The sequence below is a fragment of the Foliimonas ilicis genome, from assembly GCF_039939195.1.
Lineage (GTDB): Bacteria > Pseudomonadota > Alphaproteobacteria > Rhizobiales > Rhizobiaceae > Foliimonas > Foliimonas ilicis.
On sequence record NZ_JBDUUH010000003.1, the window covers coordinates 264,865 to 283,546 of the forward strand.

Annotated in this window: 17 protein-coding genes; 14 read left to right on the top strand and 3 right to left on the bottom strand. The window is 58.4% G+C overall.

Annotated elements, in window-relative coordinates:
• The first annotated feature begins 181 nt into the window (after nt 1-181).
• The 14 genes from ABFT80_RS09380 (at nt 182) to ABFT80_RS09445 (ending at nt 14,599) form a co-directional block, all read left to right on the top strand.
• Nucleotides 182-1,504 carry an MFS transporter gene (locus ABFT80_RS09380; RefSeq protein ID WP_347971633.1) on the top strand — a complete coding sequence of 441 codons (1,323 nt, stop codon included), beginning with the start codon at nt 182-184 and terminating at the stop codon, nt 1,502-1,504.
• A gap of 118 nt (nt 1,505-1,622) precedes the next feature.
• Nucleotides 1,623-2,447, top strand: a complete 825-nt coding sequence (locus tag ABFT80_RS09385; RefSeq protein WP_347971634.1) for a GntR family transcriptional regulator — start codon at nt 1,623-1,625, stop codon at nt 2,445-2,447.
• Nucleotides 2,448-2,643: 196 nt separating this feature from the next.
• On the top strand, nt 2,644-3,417 hold the full coding sequence (locus ABFT80_RS09390; protein ID WP_347971635.1) for an SDR family NAD(P)-dependent oxidoreductase: 774 nt from the start codon (nt 2,644-2,646) through the stop codon (nt 3,415-3,417).
• Nucleotides 3,418-3,424: 7 nt separating this feature from the next.
• Nucleotides 3,425-4,084 (top strand): class II aldolase/adducin family protein, encoded by a 660-nt coding sequence (locus ABFT80_RS09395; RefSeq protein WP_347971636.1) that lies wholly within the window; start codon nt 3,425-3,427, stop codon nt 4,082-4,084.
• A gap of 66 nt (nt 4,085-4,150) precedes the next feature.
• Nucleotides 4,151-5,164: a sugar ABC transporter substrate-binding protein gene (locus ABFT80_RS09400; protein WP_347971637.1), complete on the top strand. Its 1,014-nt coding sequence runs from the start codon at nt 4,151-4,153 to the stop codon at nt 5,162-5,164.
• Nucleotides 5,165-5,232: 68 nt separating this feature from the next.
• Nucleotides 5,233-6,756 (top strand): sugar ABC transporter ATP-binding protein, encoded by a 1,524-nt coding sequence (locus ABFT80_RS09405; protein WP_347971638.1) that lies wholly within the window; start codon nt 5,233-5,235, stop codon nt 6,754-6,756.
• Between the two features lie 2 nt (nt 6,757-6,758).
• Complete coding sequence (locus ABFT80_RS09410; RefSeq protein ID WP_347971639.1) at nt 6,759-7,784, top strand: ABC transporter permease; 1,026 nt, start codon at nt 6,759-6,761, stop codon at nt 7,782-7,784.
• A 2-nt stretch (nt 7,785-7,786) separates the two neighbouring features.
• Nucleotides 7,787-8,773: an ABC transporter permease gene (locus ABFT80_RS09415; RefSeq protein WP_347971640.1), complete on the top strand. Its 987-nt coding sequence runs from the start codon at nt 7,787-7,789 to the stop codon at nt 8,771-8,773.
• An 18-nt stretch (nt 8,774-8,791) separates the two neighbouring features.
• Nucleotides 8,792-9,751 (top strand): carbohydrate kinase family protein, encoded by a 960-nt coding sequence (locus ABFT80_RS09420; RefSeq protein WP_347971641.1) that lies wholly within the window; start codon nt 8,792-8,794, stop codon nt 9,749-9,751.
• A gap of 27 nt (nt 9,752-9,778) precedes the next feature.
• Nucleotides 9,779-10,540 carry an SDR family NAD(P)-dependent oxidoreductase gene (locus tag ABFT80_RS09425; RefSeq protein WP_347971642.1) on the top strand — a complete coding sequence of 254 codons (762 nt, stop codon included), beginning with the start codon at nt 9,779-9,781 and terminating at the stop codon, nt 10,538-10,540.
• 64 nt (nt 10,541-10,604) lie between these two features.
• Nucleotides 10,605-12,038 (top strand): aldehyde dehydrogenase family protein, encoded by a 1,434-nt coding sequence (locus ABFT80_RS09430; RefSeq protein ID WP_347971643.1) that lies wholly within the window; start codon nt 10,605-10,607, stop codon nt 12,036-12,038.
• 123 nt (nt 12,039-12,161) lie between these two features.
• Nucleotides 12,162-12,926: a LamB/YcsF family protein gene (locus ABFT80_RS09435; protein ID WP_347971644.1), complete on the top strand. Its 765-nt coding sequence runs from the start codon at nt 12,162-12,164 to the stop codon at nt 12,924-12,926.
• A 19-nt stretch (nt 12,927-12,945) separates the two neighbouring features.
• Nucleotides 12,946-13,650, top strand: a complete 705-nt coding sequence (locus ABFT80_RS09440; RefSeq protein ID WP_347971828.1) for a 5-oxoprolinase subunit B family protein — start codon at nt 12,946-12,948, stop codon at nt 13,648-13,650.
• Nucleotides 13,643-14,599: a 5-oxoprolinase subunit C family protein gene (locus ABFT80_RS09445; protein WP_347971645.1), complete on the top strand. Its 957-nt coding sequence runs from the start codon at nt 13,643-13,645 to the stop codon at nt 14,597-14,599. The genes ABFT80_RS09440 and ABFT80_RS09445 overlap by 8 nt, the downstream gene beginning before the upstream one ends.
• Here ABFT80_RS09445 and ABFT80_RS09450 read toward each other — a convergent pair.
• The 3 genes from ABFT80_RS09450 to ggt are packed head-to-tail and all read right to left on the bottom strand — an operon-like array spanning nt 14,592 to nt 18,682.
• Nucleotides 14,592-15,452 carry a sulfite exporter TauE/SafE family protein gene (locus ABFT80_RS09450; RefSeq protein ID WP_347971646.1) on the bottom strand — a complete coding sequence of 287 codons (861 nt, stop codon included), beginning with the start codon at nt 15,450-15,452 and terminating at the stop codon, nt 14,592-14,594. The two genes, ABFT80_RS09445 and ABFT80_RS09450, sit on opposite strands and share 8 nt — an antisense overlap.
• A 10-nt stretch (nt 15,453-15,462) precedes the next feature.
• A complete protein-coding gene (locus ABFT80_RS09455; protein ID WP_347971647.1) occupies nt 15,463-17,070 on the bottom strand; it encodes an ABC transporter ATP-binding protein in 1,608 nt (535 codons plus the stop codon).
• 22 nt (nt 17,071-17,092) lie between these two features.
• Nucleotides 17,093-18,682, bottom strand: coding sequence for a gamma-glutamyltransferase (gene ggt / locus ABFT80_RS09460; RefSeq protein ID WP_347971648.1), 1,590 nt, complete (start codon nt 18,680-18,682; stop codon nt 17,093-17,095).

Consider the following 18,682-nt stretch of genomic DNA (forward strand, 5'->3'; position numbering starts at 1 on the left):
GTTCATCCGCCGATCCATTTATTTCAGTTGACACTGACACGCATATTACCCATCGTCTGTACCGATCGGTCGGTACGAAAACTATCTGACAAGCTGCGGTCACATCATGCCTTGAGGAGGAGGGATGTGGACGAGTTGGATAACCGATTGGGTATCGCGAAAATTAGCATTATGGGAGGACATGATGACTGAACAAACACTCTCCATCGCGGATGATGGCAAGGCCATGACGCCGCAACATAAAAAGGTTGCGGCGGCGAGTTTCATAGGCACTGCCATCGAGTGGTATGATTATTACCTTTACGGCACGTGCGCCGCGTTGGTGTTCCCAGCCGTTTTCTTCCCATCTTTCGATCCGCTCGTCGGCACGCTCGTTGCCTTCGCAACTTACGCCGTCGGCTTCGTCGCCCGCCCCATCGGCGGCATCGTCGCCGGACATTATGGCGACCGCATCGGACGCAAATCAATGTTGATGCTCAGCCTGCTCATCATGGGCATAAGCACCGTGCTTATCGGCTTCATTCCAAGCTATGAAACCATTGGTATCTGGGCCGCGGTCATTCTCTGCACGTTGCGCGTGGCGCAGGGGTTTGCCGTAGGCGGCGAATGGGGTGCGGCCGTTGTCATGGCCGTCGAGCATGCGCCAGAGGGCAAGCGCGGACTTTATGGAAGCTTTCCGCAATTGGGCGTGCCTGCCGGTCTTCTCCTCTCGACCATTGCCATCGCAGTCGCTTCTGGCATGATGACGAACGAGGCGTTCCTGTCCTGGGGTTGGCGCGTGCCGTTCCTGCTTAGTGCCGCACTTATCATCGTTGGTGTTTATATTCGTGCGAGTGTCGATGAATCCCCAGCGTTTGAGGCCATAAAGCAGAGCAATCAGCAGGCCGAAAGCCCAGTCATCGAAGTGGTTCGTGATCAGTGGCGTATTTTGCTTATCACCATCGGCATGAAGTTTCTGCAGAACGCGGTATTCTATCTCTACAGCGTGTTCGTTCTGTCCTACATCGTCAACACTCTTGGACTGGACCGTCAGGTCGGGCTGAATGCGGTGGTGATTTCGTCTATCGTCGGTTTCGCAACTTTGCCGCTGTGGTCGTATCTATCGGACCGCATTGGCCGCAAGCCGGTGTATCTCTTCGGCTGCATCGCCTCGACTTTCTTCATCATCCCGTTCTTCTGGATGGCGAATAGCGGGTCGATCATACTTCTGACGCTCGCTGTGGTGATCGGTCTGAACGTGTTGCATGACTCGCTCTACGGACCTCAGGCCGTCTACTTCTCCGAGCTTTACGGCACCAAGGTTCGGCTTAGCGGTGCGTCGATCGGATATCAGGTTGGTGCGGTTCTTTCCGGCGGTCTTGCGCCACTGATCGCCGTCTCGCTGCTTGTAGCCTTTGATGGCGAGCCGACAGGCATCATCATCTATGTGTTCATACTCGGTATTATCAGTACCGGCTGTACGCTGCTTGCGAGAGAGACCTTCAAGGACAAGTGGGAGCAATAGCAAACGATAGATCGAGGTCGATGCCGGTAATCCGGCATCGACCTTGTTTGCTGACAATGCTTGACGTGGCGTCGAAACACCGAGACGTTCTGAAAACTAGAATTCACCGGGCGGTTATATGACCCCAATGCTGAAGACCAAACTTCGCGGGCGTCCGCGATATGACGATGAAGACAGCAGCGCGACCATCAGTTTTCGCCGCATCGCCGCGGGCAATCTGGATCGTGGCGAGATGGCGCCCCTTTGGGTGCAGTTGAAAAACCGCATTCAAACGGCAATCGAAAACAAGGTGATCGAGGCACAATCCCGAATCCCGTCCGAGCAGGCTCTCTGCGAAATTTTCGATGTTTCCCGTCCGGTGATCCGCGCTGCGTTGAGTGCACTCGCTGCGGAAGGCTTCGTCATCAAGATCCCGCGAAAGGGGATGTTCGTCGCCGGTCAGCGGCGTGAGGTCGACTTCATGACCTCCAACCTTGGCGTGTTCGGAGATCTGACCGCAAAAGGTCATACCGTTACGGCAAAGACATTCGAATTCTACCGGGACCGGCCCAACGAAACAGAGAAGCGCGTATTCGGCATTCCCGATGAAGGAAGCGTCATCCGTATTACGCGTGTGTATTCCTCCGACGGCAATCCGATCACGCTTACGCATATATCGCTTCCCGGTCACAAAGTGCCGGGGATGGAAAAGCTGGATATTGAAAACCGGTCGGTCTTCCAGACCATCAAGGAGCAGTACGGGCTGACCGTGAAGCGCGCCGAGCGCTGGTTTACCACCCAGATGCCGACCGAGGAAGCAATGGTGCGGATGGGTGTTCCATCGAACATGCCGCTGATCGCGATCGAGTCCATCGCCTACGATCATGACGGGGCAGCGCTCGAATATTACAACGCCTTCTACAATTCAGCCGTCGCGCGCATTCATCTCAAAATCGAAGCTTAAAAATAAATCGACCGGTCGGTACAAAATTTAGCTATTTCTGGTAATAACCAGATTGACAGCAAAGCATGATGTCCGTAACGTCATGATGTCGGCGTGAGGACGTTGACGGAGGAAATCGAACATCGCGACACGCCGCTGGCCCTGCCGGCGAACGCTTGAGGCTTGCCCTCTGCGCAGATGTTCGGCTGGAGGTTGAATGAATTATCGGGATCAATTCGATCTGACTGGAAAAGTTGCTGCCGTTACCGGCGGTGCTGGCGGTATCGGTCTGGAAACGGCGAAGGCGCTGGCAAGCTGCGGCGCGAAGATCGCGCTTCTGGATCTCGATCTCGATGCGCTCGACAAGGCGGCTTCAAGCCTGAAAGACGAAGGTTTCGAAGCTTCGGTTCATGTCGCCAACGTAACCGTTCCATCGGAAGTGAATGCCGCTGCCAAGGCCGTGATCGACACATATGGGCGGATCGATATTCTCGTGAACAGCGCAGGCATTGCGAGGCTTCACACGGCACTTGATGTAACCGATGACGAATGGCGTCTCGTGATGGACATCAACGTCAACGGCACGTTCTGGGCGTCGCGCGCTTTCGGCAAATATATGGTCGAGAACAAGCAAGGGAGCATCGTCAATCTCGGCTCCATGTCCGGCATCATCATCAACCGGCCGCAATATGCGGCGTCCTATATGGCCAGCAAAGGCGCGGTGCACATGCTCACCAAGGCCCTGGCTGTCGAGTGGGTCGATCACGGCGTTCGGGTCAACGCGGTCGCGCCCGGTTATGTCGGCACCGACATGACGCTGTCCATGCGCGCGCGCCCTGAGCTTTTCGATGTCTGGATGGACATGACGCCGATGAAGCGCTGCGGCGAGCCATCCGAGATCGCGTCGACCATTCTGTTTCTGGCGTCCCCCGCATCCTCCTATGTCACCGGATCGATCCTGTCGGTCGACGGCGGCTACACAGCTTACTGAGACCGATATGAGCAAGATCATGTTTAGTGACGAAGAACTGGCCAAGCGGCAGTCGATTATCGACACCTGCCTTGAGATGAACCGGTTGGGTATCAACCAGGGAACCTCCGGCAATGTCAGCCTTCGCAATGGCGATCATATTCTGATCACGCCGACCAGCGTTCCCTATGGAAGTCTGCGCCCGCAGGACATCGTGCGTCTCAATATGGATGGAACGACTGAAGGCCCGTTGCAGGCTTCCAGCGAATGGCGCTTTCATCGCGACATCATGATCGCCCGTCCCGATGTCGGAGCAATCGTGCATGCCCATCCGATCTATTCGACGATCATCGCGATTATAGGTCTCGATATTCCGGCTATTCATTACATGGTCGCCGTTGCCGGGGGCGACGATATTCGCTGCGCACCCTACGCCACATTCGGCTCGGAAGAATTGTCGCAAAACGCAGTCAAGGCATTGGAAGGCCGCAAGGCGTGCCTGCTCGAACATCACGGCATCATCGCCGTTGGAACGACGCTTGCCAAAGCACTTTGGCTTTCCGTCGAGGTCGAAACGCTGGCCCGCCAGCTTCACGGCGCGATGCAGTTTGGCGAGCCGCGCCTGCTGCCCAAGGAAGAGATCGCGAATGTACTCGCGAAAATGGGCAGCTACGGACACAAGGATTAGAGGTTTGCCCGATGGGCAATCAGGCCGGATCTTCGGCATCACTGGACCAGGGAGGAGACTACGTCCATGTCAGTTAAAACAAGTCAGAACCGGCGCACCCTTTTGAAGGCGACCGTCGCCGCATTCGCACTAACGATGACACTCTCGGCCGCGACCGCGCAGGAAGCAGCCGACGATTCCAAGCTGTCGCTTGCTGGAAAGCGCATCGGCATTTCCGCGATCGGCACCGATCACCATTGGGATCTGATGGCCTATCAGGGCATCATCGATGAAGTGAAGGCGCTCGGCGGCGAGCCAATCGCGCTCGATGCGAAGCGCAGCGACCAGACGCATGTGTCGCAGTTGCAGACGCTGATCGCCCAGAAGCCCGATGCGATCATCGAGCAGCTCGGCAATCTCGATGTCATCAACCCTTGGCTGAAGCGCATCAAGGACGCCGGTATTCCGCTTTTCACGGTGGATACGGCAACCCCGCACGCGCTTAACGTCACCGCTTCGAACAATTTCAGCATCGGCGCCGAAATCGCCCTGCAGATGGTGTCCGATATGGGCGGCAAGGGAAATGTGCTGGTCTTCAACGGCTTCTACAGCGTGCCGGTCTGCAAGATCCGCTACGACCAGATGAAGTATGTTCTGGGCTTCTACCCGGACGTGAAAGTCATCGAGCCTGAACTTCGCGACGTGATCCCGAATACGGTGCAGAGTGCCTATTCGAACGTCACCGACATGCTGACAAAATATCCGAACGAAGGCGATGTTTCGGCCATCTGGGCGTGCTGGGACATTCCGCAGATCGGCGCCACTCAGGCGATCGAGGCTGCCGGACGCAAGGGCATCATGACCTACGCAGTCGACGGCAGCCCGGAAGTTGTAGAAATGGTTGCGAATCCGGAATCGGCCGCAGGTGCGGTTGCAGCGCAGCAGCCATATGAAATCGGCAAGACGGCAGCTCGCAATGCGGCCCGTTACCTCGCAGGCGAGAAGGTCGAGCCTTTCACCTTCGTTCCTTCCGTGTTGGTCACGAAGGCCAATGCTTCAGAAACTGCAGCACAGTTTCTGGAAAAGAAAGACGCCAAGTAAGCGAGCCTTTAAGGTTCGTGGGCCGCGCTATTTAGGCGCGGCCCATATTTTCTGATGTGGAGGAAGCCATGACCGTTGAGGAAAATCTCGCCATCGATATGCGTGGCGTTTCCAAGAGCTTTGGTCCCGTGAAAGCGCTTGTCGATGCAAATCTCAAAGTGGCGAAGGGGTCGATTCACGGCTTGGTCGGGCAGAACGGCGCCGGCAAATCCACCATCATCAAAGTGCTCGCCGGTATTTTGAAGCCGGAAGCGGGCGAGATCGTCATCAACGGCAAAACTGTCTCGAAACTTACGCCTGCCAGCGTCGAACAGCACGGCGTTCACTTCATCCATCAGGACCGGCTGCTCGTCCCGACTTCGACGGTTGCGGAAGCGATTTTCCTCAATCACGAGCCGCGTATCGGTCCGTTTATCAATCATGGCGCCATGAAAAGAAGCGCGGCCGAACTGCTCAAGCAGTATTTCGACCTCGAAATCCCATCCAGCACGCTCATTCAGGATTTGACAACAGCGCAACAGAAGATTGTTCAGATCACGCGGGCGCTGGCGCAGAAGGCGTCCGTTCTGGTTTTGGACGAACCGACCGCCGCCTTGGTGAAGAAGGAGGTCGATAGCCTTTTCAAAGTGCTGCGCCGCCTCAAGAAGGATGGCATCGCGGTCATTTTCATCTCGCATTACATGCAGGAAATCGAAGACCTTTGCGACACCGTCACGGTGATGCGCAACGGCACCGATGTCGGCGTCGTGACCCCTAAGGAAACGACGATCGACGAGATCGTCTCGATGATGATTAACCGCGATGTCGGCGAGATGTTTCCAAAGCGCAGTGCGGCGATCGGCGAAACCGTGCTGGACGTTTCGAACCTCGCGCTCGCCGGACATTTCCGCGACGTGTCCTTCTCCGTTAAACGAGGCGAAGTCGTTGGCCTGACCGGCCTTCTGGGCTCCGGCGTCAAGGAACTGGTGCAATGCCTGTTCGGTCTCGATAGGCCCGACAGCGGCGTCATCACACTCGACGACAAGACTATGAAATTTCCTTCCCCCGTTCGAGCCGTTGCCAATGAAGTGGCGTTGGTGCCGGAAGACCGTCGCGCTCACGGCGTCGCTTCGGGGCTGTCCGTCTGTGAGAATATTTCGCTGGCCAGCCTCGAACGCTACAGCTCAAGGGGCTTCGTATCGAAGAGCCGCGAGAATGAAGCTATCGATGGATTGATCAAGGAATTGTCGATCAAGACACCGCATCGCAATGCGCTGGTAAAAACATTGTCCGGCGGCAACCAGCAGAAAGTCGCACTCGCGAAATGGCTGAGCTGCCAGTCGAAAGTCTATCTGCTGGATGAACCGACCGTCGCGGTCGATGTCGGCGCGAAGGTCGAGATTTACAATCTGCTGAACCGTCTGGCTTCCGAAGGCGCGGCTATTCTTTTCATGTCGTCGGACCTCCTGGAACTGATCGGCGTCTGCGACCGCGTGCTCGTCGTCTATCGCGGCGAACTCACACACGAATATGATGCGAAAGACGTGGACAGCGACACATTGCTTGCCGCTGCGTCCGGCGCGCGCAGCCGCACACCGAGAGCGGCGGCATGACGATGACGGCTGAAAAAGAGGATTTTGCGATGGGGGATCGGGCCCGTACTCCGGTGGCATCCGCAAGGAGCGGGAAAGCCCTTGGCACGATGCTGGTGCGTTTGGGTGCAATCGGAATTTTTGCGATCATCCTGCTGTATTTCGCTCTCATGGCGCCCGGCTTTCTGAATTTCTACAATGTTTTGAACGTCGTGGAGCAGTCCGCGATTCTCGGTGTTCTCGCATTCGGCATGTCGGTCGTGATCATCGGCGGCGGAAGCGATGTGCAGACCGGCGGCATCGATCTTTCGCTTGCTGCCAATACGGGGCTGTGCGCAGCGGTATTCGCCGTCTCCACAAACGCAGGTTTTGCCTTTCCAACGGCATTCGCCCTGACATTGGCCACCGGACTTGCGGTCGGCCTTTTGAACGCGGTCGCTGTTGTGGTGCTCAACATTTTGCCATTGCTGGCGACGCTCGCAGTGATGAACGTCATAGCAGGTGGCGAACTCATACTGACTCAGAATACCGTCGTTCCCATGTCATCCGACATCGTGATGACGATCGCGACCGGCTCGTTTGCAGGCATTTCGGTGCTGGCATGGTGCCTCATCATCTTCACGATCATCATGCTGCTTTTCCTGCGCTTCACAGGCATGGGCTTGCGCCTCTACGCTGTCGGCGGACACCCCGAAGCAGCACGCGCCGCGGGCTTGAACGTCGGAGCCTATGTCGGTGGGACGTATGTTTTTTCCGGCCTTTGCGCGGCTCTGGCGAGCGTCCTTCTGGTTTCGCGTCTCAGCGCCAGCAGCCCCGGAACGGGTGAACTTCTGCTGTCGATCCTGGCGGCAGCGTTGCTTGGAACTGTGTTCTCGCGCCGCTTCGTGCCGACCGCTGGCGGCACGATATTGAGCACGCTTTTCATCGGCTTCCTCGCCAATGGCTTCCAGCTTCTGAACGTTTCCAGCTATTGGGTGAACGGAGTTCAGGGCACGCTCATCCTCCTTGTCGTGGCTGCCACGTCGTTTGCAAAACCATCGGAGCGCTGATCATGTCCGCTCAAACGAAATCCGACGCTTACAGCCCGCTTAACCCTGAGAATCTGTCGCGCTACGCGGTGGTTCTCGCTTTCATCGGGCTGCTGATCTTCTTCTCGATTGCCAGCCCGACCTTCTTCACAACGGGCAATCTTTTCAACGTTCTGGTCAACAACATCGTGCTGCTCGCCATCGTGTCGCTGGGCATGACCATCGTCATCTCGGCGGGCGGCATCGATCTGTCGGTGGGCGTTTCTGTCGATATGGCCAGCCTAGTTTTCATAAGTCTGCTGGCCGCCGGGTTTGCTGCACCGCTCGGCATCGTCGCTGGTCTTGGGGCGGCGCTGATGGTCGGCTTGGTCAACGCCATATTGATCACCCGCCTGAAAATCAGCCCGTTTCTGGCGACGCTCGGCGTTCTCTTCATCGGCCAGAGCGTCCAGCAGATCGCGACGGGCGGCGGGCAGCCAACCTATCTGGTCACCGGCGGTTTTGCTGCCGTTTTCAACGCCATCGTGCGCACCGAAATTCTGGGTGTGCCGATGTCAGTCATCGTGCTCATTTTGTGCGCGGCTGCGGTTTATCTCACGCTGCACCGCTCCGTTTTCGGGCGCTATGTTCGTGCATTCGGTTCGCAGCCGGGGGTCGCGTGGTATTCGGGCATCCGCGTGCCGTTCAACATGTCGATGGTCTACATCGCATGCGCTCTGCTTTGCGGCATTGCGGGCATTCTTCTGTCGTCCACGGTTCGCTCCTACGTCCCGCTTTCCGGAAACGCGTTCCTTCTCGACGCAATCGGCGCGACCTTTATCGGCACCACGATCAGTGCGGAGCGCAGGCCAAGCGTGATCGGAACGCTTCTCGGCGTCGCCTTGCTTGCGATCGTGAAAAACGGCCTGCTTCTCATCGGCTGGAATTTCTATTGGCAGCAGGTGGGCATTGGCGCGCTGGTCTTCCTGGTTCTGGCGCTGAGCTTCGGCTTGCGCGGCCGTTCGCATTAATTCTTGAAAGTTGGAAATATGACAAATTTTGATGTGAGCTCGGTCGGCTTCTACGTGCTCGATATCCTTGGACGTCCGGTAACGCGTATTCCCGAAGGCGGTCGCGCCGACTACATCGAGGAAATCCGCATGACGGTGGCAGGCACCGCCGGTGCGACCGCCGTCGATTGCGCGATACTCGGCCTGAAGACGCGCGCCGTAACCACGGTGGGTGAAGACGAGATGGGGGATTTCCTCCAGTCGAAGATGGAAAAATTCGGCGTCGAATGCTCGCTCGTCAAGCGCAGCGGTGAGACCCAGACTTCGGCGACGATGCTGCCCGTGCGCCCGAACGGAGAGCGCCCGGCGCTGCATGTGCCCGGCACGGCGGCGATATTCAACGTTGCAGACGAGGATATGGAAGCGGCACTTGACGCGCGCGTCGTGCATGTCGGTGGCACCGGACTGCTGAAGGCTTTCGACGGCGAGCCGACCGTTCGCCTTTTGAAGAGAGCCAAAGAGCTTGGCCGCATCACCACATTCGATCTCATTCAGGCGAATCCAGAGACCTTTGCTCTGGTCGAGCCTTGCCTTCCTTACATCGACTATTTTGTGCCGAGCATCGAAGAGGCGAGCGAGATGGCGGGTGTCAGCGATCCTGCTTCAGTTGCTCGGTTTTTCAAGAAGCGCGGCGTGAAGAATGCGATCCTCACACTGGGTGCGGATGGCGTTTATGTTTCGCCGGAGAATGGCGAGGATTTTCGCCTCCCGGCCTTCGACATCAAGGTTTCCGACACCACCGGCTGCGGCGACAGTTTCACTGCGGGCATCATCGTCGGCATCGTTAAGGGATGGGATTTGAAGCAGTCGGCGCGCTTCGCATCCGCCGTCGCGGCAAAGGTTGCGATGGGCCTTGGCTCGGATGGCAAGCTCGTTTCCTTCGACGACACGATCGAGGCGATGAACAGCCTGCCCGTAAAAACCTATGCGACTGCCTGAAAAAATAGTGATACCGGAGTGAGCGAAATGAACTTCAAACCAGTTGGAAAAGTCGCAATCGTAACCGGAGCTGGCCGGGGCATCGGTCGCGCCCTGGCCGTGGGCCTCGCCGAATTCGGCTACGATGTCGCCGTGCTCGATCTGTCGTCACAGAGCGAAGCGCTCGCCGAGACAGCGGCGGAAATCAAAGCCGCCGGTCGGCAAGCTTATGTCTATGGCATGGACGTGACGTCCAGCGCCGAAATCCGCGCCACGATTGACGACATTCTCGCGAAAGCTGGTGGCATCGACGTTCTCGTCAACAATGCCGGAATTCTCAAGCCATCCACGCTTGAGGCGCTTTCCGAAAAGGACTGGGACGCGCATTTCGACGTGAACGCCAAGGGCGTGCTGCTGATGTGCCAGGCCGTTCTTCCGCATATGCGCGAGAAAAAGAGCGGTCGCATCATCAATATCGCATCGATTGCCGGTCGTCAGGGGGTTGCCACGCAGGGCCATTATGCGGCGACGAAATCGACAGTCATTACGCTGACGCGCGTTCTCGCTCAGGAAGTCGGAATGGACGGCATCACTGTAAACGCGATCTGCCCCGGCATCATTCTGACGGAAATGGGCAAGAACAATCTAGGCAGTGACGAGGCCATTCGCCATTGGGAAAATGTTGCCTCGCTGAAGCGCCTCGGCAGCCCGGAAGACATCGTCGGGCCGGTGCGTTTCTTCGCCTCGAACCAATCGGATTTTGTTACCGGGCAGGCGCTGAATGTCTGCGGCGGTATCTATTTCCACTAATCAGTTCTGCTGATTGCATCCACGATGACGAGGGTTGCGGCGACGTATCCCCGAAGGAGAACCCATGTCTAAAAATGCCCTGAAATTTCTCATCGACGGCAAGTGGGTAGATCCTGTGGGGCAGTCCCGTCACACACTCATCAATCCCGCAACAGAGGAGCCCGTTTGCGAAATCGCGATGGGCAATGCGGAGGATGTGAACCGCGCGGTTGCCGCCGCAAAAGCTGCGTTTCCATCATACTCGATGACCAGGCCAGAAGAGCGCCGCGATCTGCTGCGTGCGCTTCTCGATCTCTACAATCGCAATTATGACGATCTCGCCGTGATGATGACGGAAGAGATGGGTACGGCGAAAACCTTCTCGCATGGCGCGCAAGCCTGGGTTGGGCGCGCCCATCTGGAAACGATCATCGAGGTTCTTGGAACTTACAGCTTTGAGGAATTGCGCGGCGACGTTCTGATCTCGAAAGAGCCTGTCGGCGTCTGCGGCCTCATCACGCCTTGGAACTGGCCGATGAACCAGCTCGTCGTGAAAGTCGTGCCGGCCTTGGCGGCGGGCTGCACCATGGTTGTAAAACCCAGCGAATTTTCGCCGCTAAGCTCGATCCGCTTCAGCGAGTTGGTCAATGAGGCCGGTTTTCCGGCGGGCGTCTACAATTACATCAACGGCGAGGGACATATCGTCGGCGAAGCCATGTCGCGCCACCCCGATATCGACATGATGTCGATCACCGGCTCGGCGCGCGCAGGCATTGCCGTCGCCAAGGCTTCTGCCGACACGGTGAAGCGTGTGCATCAGGAACTCGGCGGAAAGTCCGCGAACATTCTGCTGGGTGATGCCGACTTTGAGGAAGCTGTGACGCGCGGCGTCCATGGCTGCTACACGAATAGCGGCCAATCCTGCAAAGCGCCGACACGCATGCTCGTGCCGCATGATCGTATGGATGAGGCCGCGACGATCGCGGCGCGCGTGGCTGATGCTGTCCGCGTCGGCCCGCCAAGCGACGAGGGGACAGAGCAGGGACCAGTCGTAAACCGCCAGCAATATGAACGAATTCAAAAGCTTATCGAAATCGGCGTGAGTGAAGGTGCAAGACTTGTCGCTGGCGGAACAGGTCGGCCTCAAGGACTCAATCGGGGCTACTATGTTCGCCCGACTGTGTTTTCACATGTGACCCCGGAAATGACGATCGCTCGCGAAGAAATCTTTGGCACCGTGCTCGCGATCATAGGCTACAGCGATGAAGAAGACGCTGTTCGCATCGCCAATGACAGCGTGTACGGACTTGCCGGTTACATCCAGACTAGGGATGTCACGAAGGCACGGCAAATTGCGCGTCGGCTACGCGTCGGCATGGTCTATATCAACGAAGCCGATTGGGATGCCGCATCGCCCTTCGGCGGCTTCAAACAATCCGGCAACGGCCGCGAACATGGCGAATTCGGCCTCGCGGACTTTCTGGAAATCAAGGCGACTGGCGGCTACGGGGCCGCGTGATAGCCAGATAAAGTTCTTGCCGTCGTCTGCGATGTCGGCAAGAAAGATGAGTGGACATGCTGATTGTGCCCACCGCGTCGTTTTCCCGACGCGTGCAACGCCCAAAGCCGCAGGTGGGGATCCATGAATTTGGCAATCGATCTCAACTCCGATCTGGGCGAAGGGTTCGGCCCCTGGCGCATGGGCGACGACGATGCGATCCTCAATGTTGTCACCAGCGCCAACATTGCCTGTGGCGGTCATGCCGGCGATCCGGCGACTATGGTCGAGACATTGCGCATCGCCCGCGAGAAGGGCGTCATTGCCGGAGCGCATCCGGGCTTTGCCGACCGGGAAGGTTTTGGCCGACGCCTCATTCCGCTGACGGTCACAGAAGTCGAGCAACTCGTTGCAACACAGGTAGGCGCGCTGATGGGAGCTGCCGCGCTGGCTGGCACGACAATACGCTATGTGAAACCGCACGGAGCGCTTGGCAATTGGGCCGCAGATAACCGCGCGGTTGCGGATGGGATCGTAAAAGCGGTCAAAGCGATATCGGCCGATCTCGCCATGCTGGCGATTTCAGGTACAGAGCTGGAACATTCGGCACGCGCCGCCGACCTGACCGTGTTCAGTGAGATATTTGCAGACCGTGGCTATCTGTCGAGTGGCCTCCTTGTTCCACGCAGCCGGGAAGGCGCGATGATCCACGATCCGAAGATCGCCGCAGAAAGGCTTATCGGGTTTTTGTCATCCGGCCTCATGCCGACCATTGATGGCGATCCGGTGCGGCTCGAGGCGCATTCGATTTGCGTTCACGGCGACAGCAGCGGCGCGGTCGCCATGGCGGTTCACATACGCCGCGAACTGGAAGCGGCAGGCATCGCCGTTCGTCCGTTCTCGAAATAGGACTTTATGTGATTTGAGCATCGCAAGCCGTTCAAACTCGAAATTTCCTCGATACCGACCGGTTGCCGACCGGGCGCTGCTTGTCGAGTTCGGCGAAGAAATCGACAAGACCATCCACGATCAGGTGCTCAAGCTCGATGCTGCTTTGAAAGCTTCGCCATTCGAGGGATTCACCGAAGCCATCCCCGCCTATGCGAACCTGCTCATCTGTTTCGATCCGGTCGTGACCGATCACATTTTGGTAGAGGCCAATGCCGCAAAGCTCATTGCCAGCGGCATCAAAATTTCGAAAACCGACGCCGTGCGGGACGTCGAGGTTTGCTATGAAGCCGACCTCTCGCCCGATCTGCAACCCTTGGCAGAGGTGAGCGGACTTTCCACCGAACAGGTCATTGAAGCGCATCTAAGCGGCGACTACAGCGTCTTCATGTATGGTTTTGCGCCCGGCTACGCCTATCTTGCGGGCGTTCCCAGGGAAATTCAGCAGCCTCGCAAAAAGACGGCAGTGCGCGGGATTCCGGCAGGAAGTGTTATGATCGCTGGTCCGCAATGCCTTGTCACGACGCTTGTTATGCCTACCGGCTGGTGGATCATCGGCCGGTCACCGACCAGGATTCTCGATAGCGAAAACGCAACGCAACCCTTCCTTTTCGACATTGGCGACAAGGTCCGCTTTCGCCGCATCTCGCGCGCTCAGTTCGATGCAGGAGGAAGCCATGAGTGAGGCTGTGCTGGCGGTGAGCTTTACTGGTCCGCACGTCGCTGTTCAAGATGCTGGCCGGCCCGGATACATGCGGTTCGGCGTGCCTGCTTCCGGTCCGATGGACCGGTTATCCTATCTCGCCGCGAATGCCGCATTGGGCAATCTGGGAAACCAGCCGGCGATCGAGATTTCGATGGGCGGATTGGCGCTGGAATGCGTTTCGGGCGCGGTAACCTTTGCCGTCGCAGGTGGTGGGTTCATCGTCGAGCATGCGGGTGAAAGTGTCGGATCATGGGTCGTAAAGACGCTGCGCGCGGGTGAGCGCCTGACCATTCGGCCGGGGCATTGGGGAAGCTGGACGTATCTGGCCTTTGCCGGTGATCTGATCACCGATCGCTGGCTCGACAGTGCTTCGACGCACGCGCTTTCAGGGTTTGGCGGCGGCCGGCTCAAGCAAGGTCAGCATCTGACGGTAACGGACGCCCGCTCCGAAACTGACCGTGTCGGCACAATTCCATGCCCCGTTACCGCGCGGCCGAGGGCTGCAATAAATGTCGTTCTCGGTCCGCAGGACCGCTTTTTCTCACGCGAAACGATCGAGGCGTTTCTGGCCACGCCATATCGGCTGACCGATTCCTACGACCGGATGGGCGTGCGGCTGCATGGGCCTGCGCTCTCGCCTAGCGCGCCGCTGGATATGCCTTCGGAACCGGTCATGAAGGGATCGGTGCAAGTGGCCGGAGACGGCGTTCCGACGCTGTTGCTGGCCGACCACCAGACGACAGGCGGATATCCGAAAATCGCCACCGTTCTGGATAGTGATCTCGATGCGCTTGTCCAGCATCGTCCGCGCGATCTCATCGTCTTCAGGGAGGTGATGCCAGCGCAAGCCATCGAGCGTGCGCGGATGCGCGCGCAAAACTCGACCCGCTATCTGGCGATGGTTACCGAGCGAACTATTCTTAGCTGAACAGCGAAAAGCCCCACAGATGCTGCGCTGAATCGTAGAACATGCGCAGCGATGTCACGATCAGGAATGCGGCAAACGAGTAGGCGAGCGTCTTCCGGTCGATGTGGTGAGCCACCTTCGCGCCGACTGGCGCCATGAGTGCGGTGAGTGGCGCCAAGGCTGCAAGCGCATAGAGGTTGAGGTAGCCGACCGAGCCGGGAGGCAGGCCTTCGACGCCAAGCCCAGTCAGCACATAGCCGATAGTCCCGGGTATCGCGATGATGAAGCCGATGGCGGATGCAGTGCCGACGGCCTTGCGGATATCGAAATTGAATGCCGTTAGAATAGGCACGCTGAGCGTGCCGCCGCCAATACCCATCATTGCGGAGAAGAGGCCGACGCCGAGACCTGAAATCGCTTTGACGAATTTGTTCGGAAAGCCGTCGGTAATCGCGGCCTTGTTTCCGCGAACGAGCATGTTGATTGCAACGAGCATTGCGACCGTCGCGAACACCAAAGTCAGCACCATGCCATTGGCATAGCCGCCGATTATCGTGCCTGCGACGACGCCGAAGAAAATCGGAATGCCCCAGGATTTCAGCAGCGATTTGTCTACCGCGTTGCGCTTGTTGTGGCTTCGCGCGGATGATGCCGAGGTTATGATGATCGTCGTCAGCGAGGTCGCGACCGCGATTTTCATGCGCACCGCATCGTCCACGCCCATCGAGCCGAGTACGAAATAAAGCACCGGCACGATGATGATGCCGCCGCCAACGCCTAGAAGACCAGCGACGAAACCACCCAGCAGACCGGCGAATGCCATGGCGATGAGCCAGGATCCATATTCGAGGAAAAATGCGTAAAGTTGGTCCATGATCGAACTTTCAGTGCAGAGCGTGGCCCGGAATAGCCGATAGAAGCTGGCGCGTATATTCGTGCTGCGGATCGGCGAACAATTGCGCCGTCGGACGAATCTCGACGATTTCACCATGCCGCATCACGGCCATCCGGTCGCATATTTGGGCCGCGACGTGAAGGTCGTGGGTGATGAAAAGCATCGCCAAATTCAGTTTGGATTTCAGCTCTTCAAGCAGTTCCAGCACCTGCGCCTGTATCGTAACGTCGAGCGCCGAAACGGCCTCATCGGCGACAAGCACGTCCGGCTTCAAGGCCAAGGCACGTGCGATGCCGATGCGCTGGCGCTGTCCGCCGGAAAATTCGTGGGGCAGGCGGTCGGCGGCGCGTGCGTCCAGGCCGACCAGTTCCAGCAGCCGTTCGGCCTCTTTCAGCGCCTGCGCCTGCGACATGCCATGCGCCATCGGCCCATCTGCGATGCTGAGGCCGATCTTGCGGCGCGGGTTAAGCGAGGCGAAGGGGTCCTGAAACACCATCTGAATGCGGCTGCGCTGACGGCGCAACGTCTCGCCATTCAGTTTGGTGAAATCATGCCCGCCGAGATCGACGGAGCCGCCATCCGGCTCGATTATGCGGGTGACGAGGCGCGCAATCGTGGACTTTCCCGACCCGGATTCGCCGACAAGACCGAGCGTTTCGCCACGTCGGATCGAGAAGCTTACATTTTTGACGGCGTGGACCATGCGAGCAGGACGAAACAGGCCGCCTTTTGAGGAATACGTCTTGCTGAGCCCGGTGACGGCGCAGGCAATCGGCTCCTGATCGAGCGCTGCGCGTTCCGGTGGTATTTCGGAGGGGACGGCGGCTAGCAGAGCCTTCGTGTAAGGATGCGTCGGGTTGCGAAGAACTTCTTCCGCCGTGCCTTGCTCGACAAGCACGCCTTTTTGCAAAACAAGAACACGGTCCGCTATGTCTGCGACCACACCGAAATCATGGGTGATGAACACGACCGACATGCCGCGTCGCTGCTGGATTTCGCGGATAAGCCGCAGGATCTGCGCTTGCGTTGTCACGTCGAGCGCTGTCGTCGGTTCGTCGGCGATGAGCAGCGTCGGTTCGAGCGCCAGTGCCATGGCAATCATGGCGCGCTGACGCTGCCCGCCGGAAAGCTGATGCGGATAGGAGCGCACGATGCGCGCCGGGTCCGGCAGGCCGACTTCCGCGGCAAGCGAGATTGCCTTTGCGGTGCGTTCGGTCGGCGTCAGCAAGCCATGCGCTTCGAAGACTTCCGAGATTTGCTCGCCGATCCGCATGGACGGGTTGAGGGCGGTCATCGGCTCCTGAAAGATCATCGCGATGCGCTGACCGCGCAGGGTCCGCATGGTCTTCTTGTCGACCTTCGTCAGGTCGATGCCGTCAAAGAGAATTTCGCCGCCCTCGACGCCGATGGCCTTCGGCAGCAGGCCCATCAGAGCCTGCGCGCATAGCGATTTTCCGGAGCCGGATTCCCCGACGACACACAGGATTTCCTTCGCAGGCAGGTCGAAGCTCAGATCGGCGAGCGCGTATTTGCGGTCGCCTCCATCCGGTAGGGTCAGCTTGAGGTTTCGAACCGAAACGACCTGTGTGCCTGTCATGGAAAATCCCCGATGGCCGCGCTCAATAGCCGAGCGCTATGCCGTCCTTGCGGTGGTCGGACGCGCCGAAAAGCACGCCCCGTTCATAGTCGATCCAGATGGCCTGACAGCCGCCAAGCGGCTCGTCCACCCATTCGGCAACGTGGCCGCGCCGCTCCAGATCCTGCTTCACATCGGCAGTGATGGTCGGCTCCAGACCGAGCTTGCCGTCGGACCAGAAGCTGCGCGGCTGGTCGGATGCCATCTGCACATCGTAGTCGCGGTCCAGAACCTGCGAGAGCAGATGCGCATGGCCAGTCGCCTGATACTGCCCGCCCATCACGCCGAAGGACATGACCGTCTTGCCGTCCTTCTCGAGCATCGCCGGAATGATGGTGTGGAACGGCAACTTGCCGGGACCGATTGCGTTTGGATGGCCTTTTTTTACCGAGAAACCGGCGCCGCGATTTTGCAAAAGCACACCGGAACGTGGCGCATAAATGCCGCTACCGAAGGCGAAAAAGATGGAATTGATCAGCGATATTGCGTTTCCGTCGCGGTCCACCACAGTCACGTAGACAGTGTCCTTGTGCGTCGGGCCATCCCAGGTGCCAGCGGGCAGGGCGCACTCAAGGCTGATCTGATTTCTGATGGATGAGATCGACGCTTCCGATAGCAAATCGTCGATGTCGGTCGTCATATGTTCAGGATCGGCGATCAACTGGTTGCGAAGGGAATAGGCAGCTTTCGTCGCTTCGGCGAGAAGGTGAATGCGGTCGGCATCCGTGAGGCTTTGCGCCTTCAGATCGAAACCGTCGAGAATGCGCGCGATGACGAGCGCAGCCAGGCCCTGACCGTTTGGCGGACATTCGAGCAGATCGTGGCCGCGGTAAGCGGCTTTGATCGGCGCGGTGTCGAATGCGCTATAGCCGGTGAAATCTTCTTCCGCGTGCAGGCCGCCAAGCGCGCCCAGCGTCTCGACGATCTCGGCAGCCACATCGCCGTGATAGAACGCCTTGCGTCCGTCTTTTGCGATGTTGCGAAGGGTCGCCGCTAGTGCGCTATTGCTGATGCGCTCGCCTGTGACCGGCGCGCGGCCTTTCGGGAGGAATTGCGCGGCTGATGCCGGATATTTCGCGACGCGCTCGCCATAGCGCGCCCAATCGAGCGCCACGCGCGGTGTGATGCAGAAGCCTTCTTCAGCGGCCTTGATGGCAGGGCGCAACACCTGCTCCATATCGAGCGCGCCATGTGTTTCGATCAGCTTGCACCATGCATCGACGGCGCCGGGAACCGTCACGGCATGTACGGAATCGTCGGAAATGGTCTCAAGACCAGCATCAAGGAAATAATCGAGATTGGCCGCTTTCGGCGCGCGACCCGAGCCGTTGAGCGAGACAGGCGTGCCGCCTGCGGGCGAGTACATCGCGAAGCAATCGCCGCCGATGCCGGTCATATGCGGGTCGATCACGCATTGCAGTGCGACCGCGGCAACGGCAGCATCCACCGCATTTCCGCCCGCCCGTAAAATGTCGATGGCAACCAATGTCGCCTGCGGGTGAGACGTCGCCGCCATGCCCTTGTCGGAGATGGAGACGGAGCGTCCGGGCTTCATAAAGTCGCGTTCGATCAT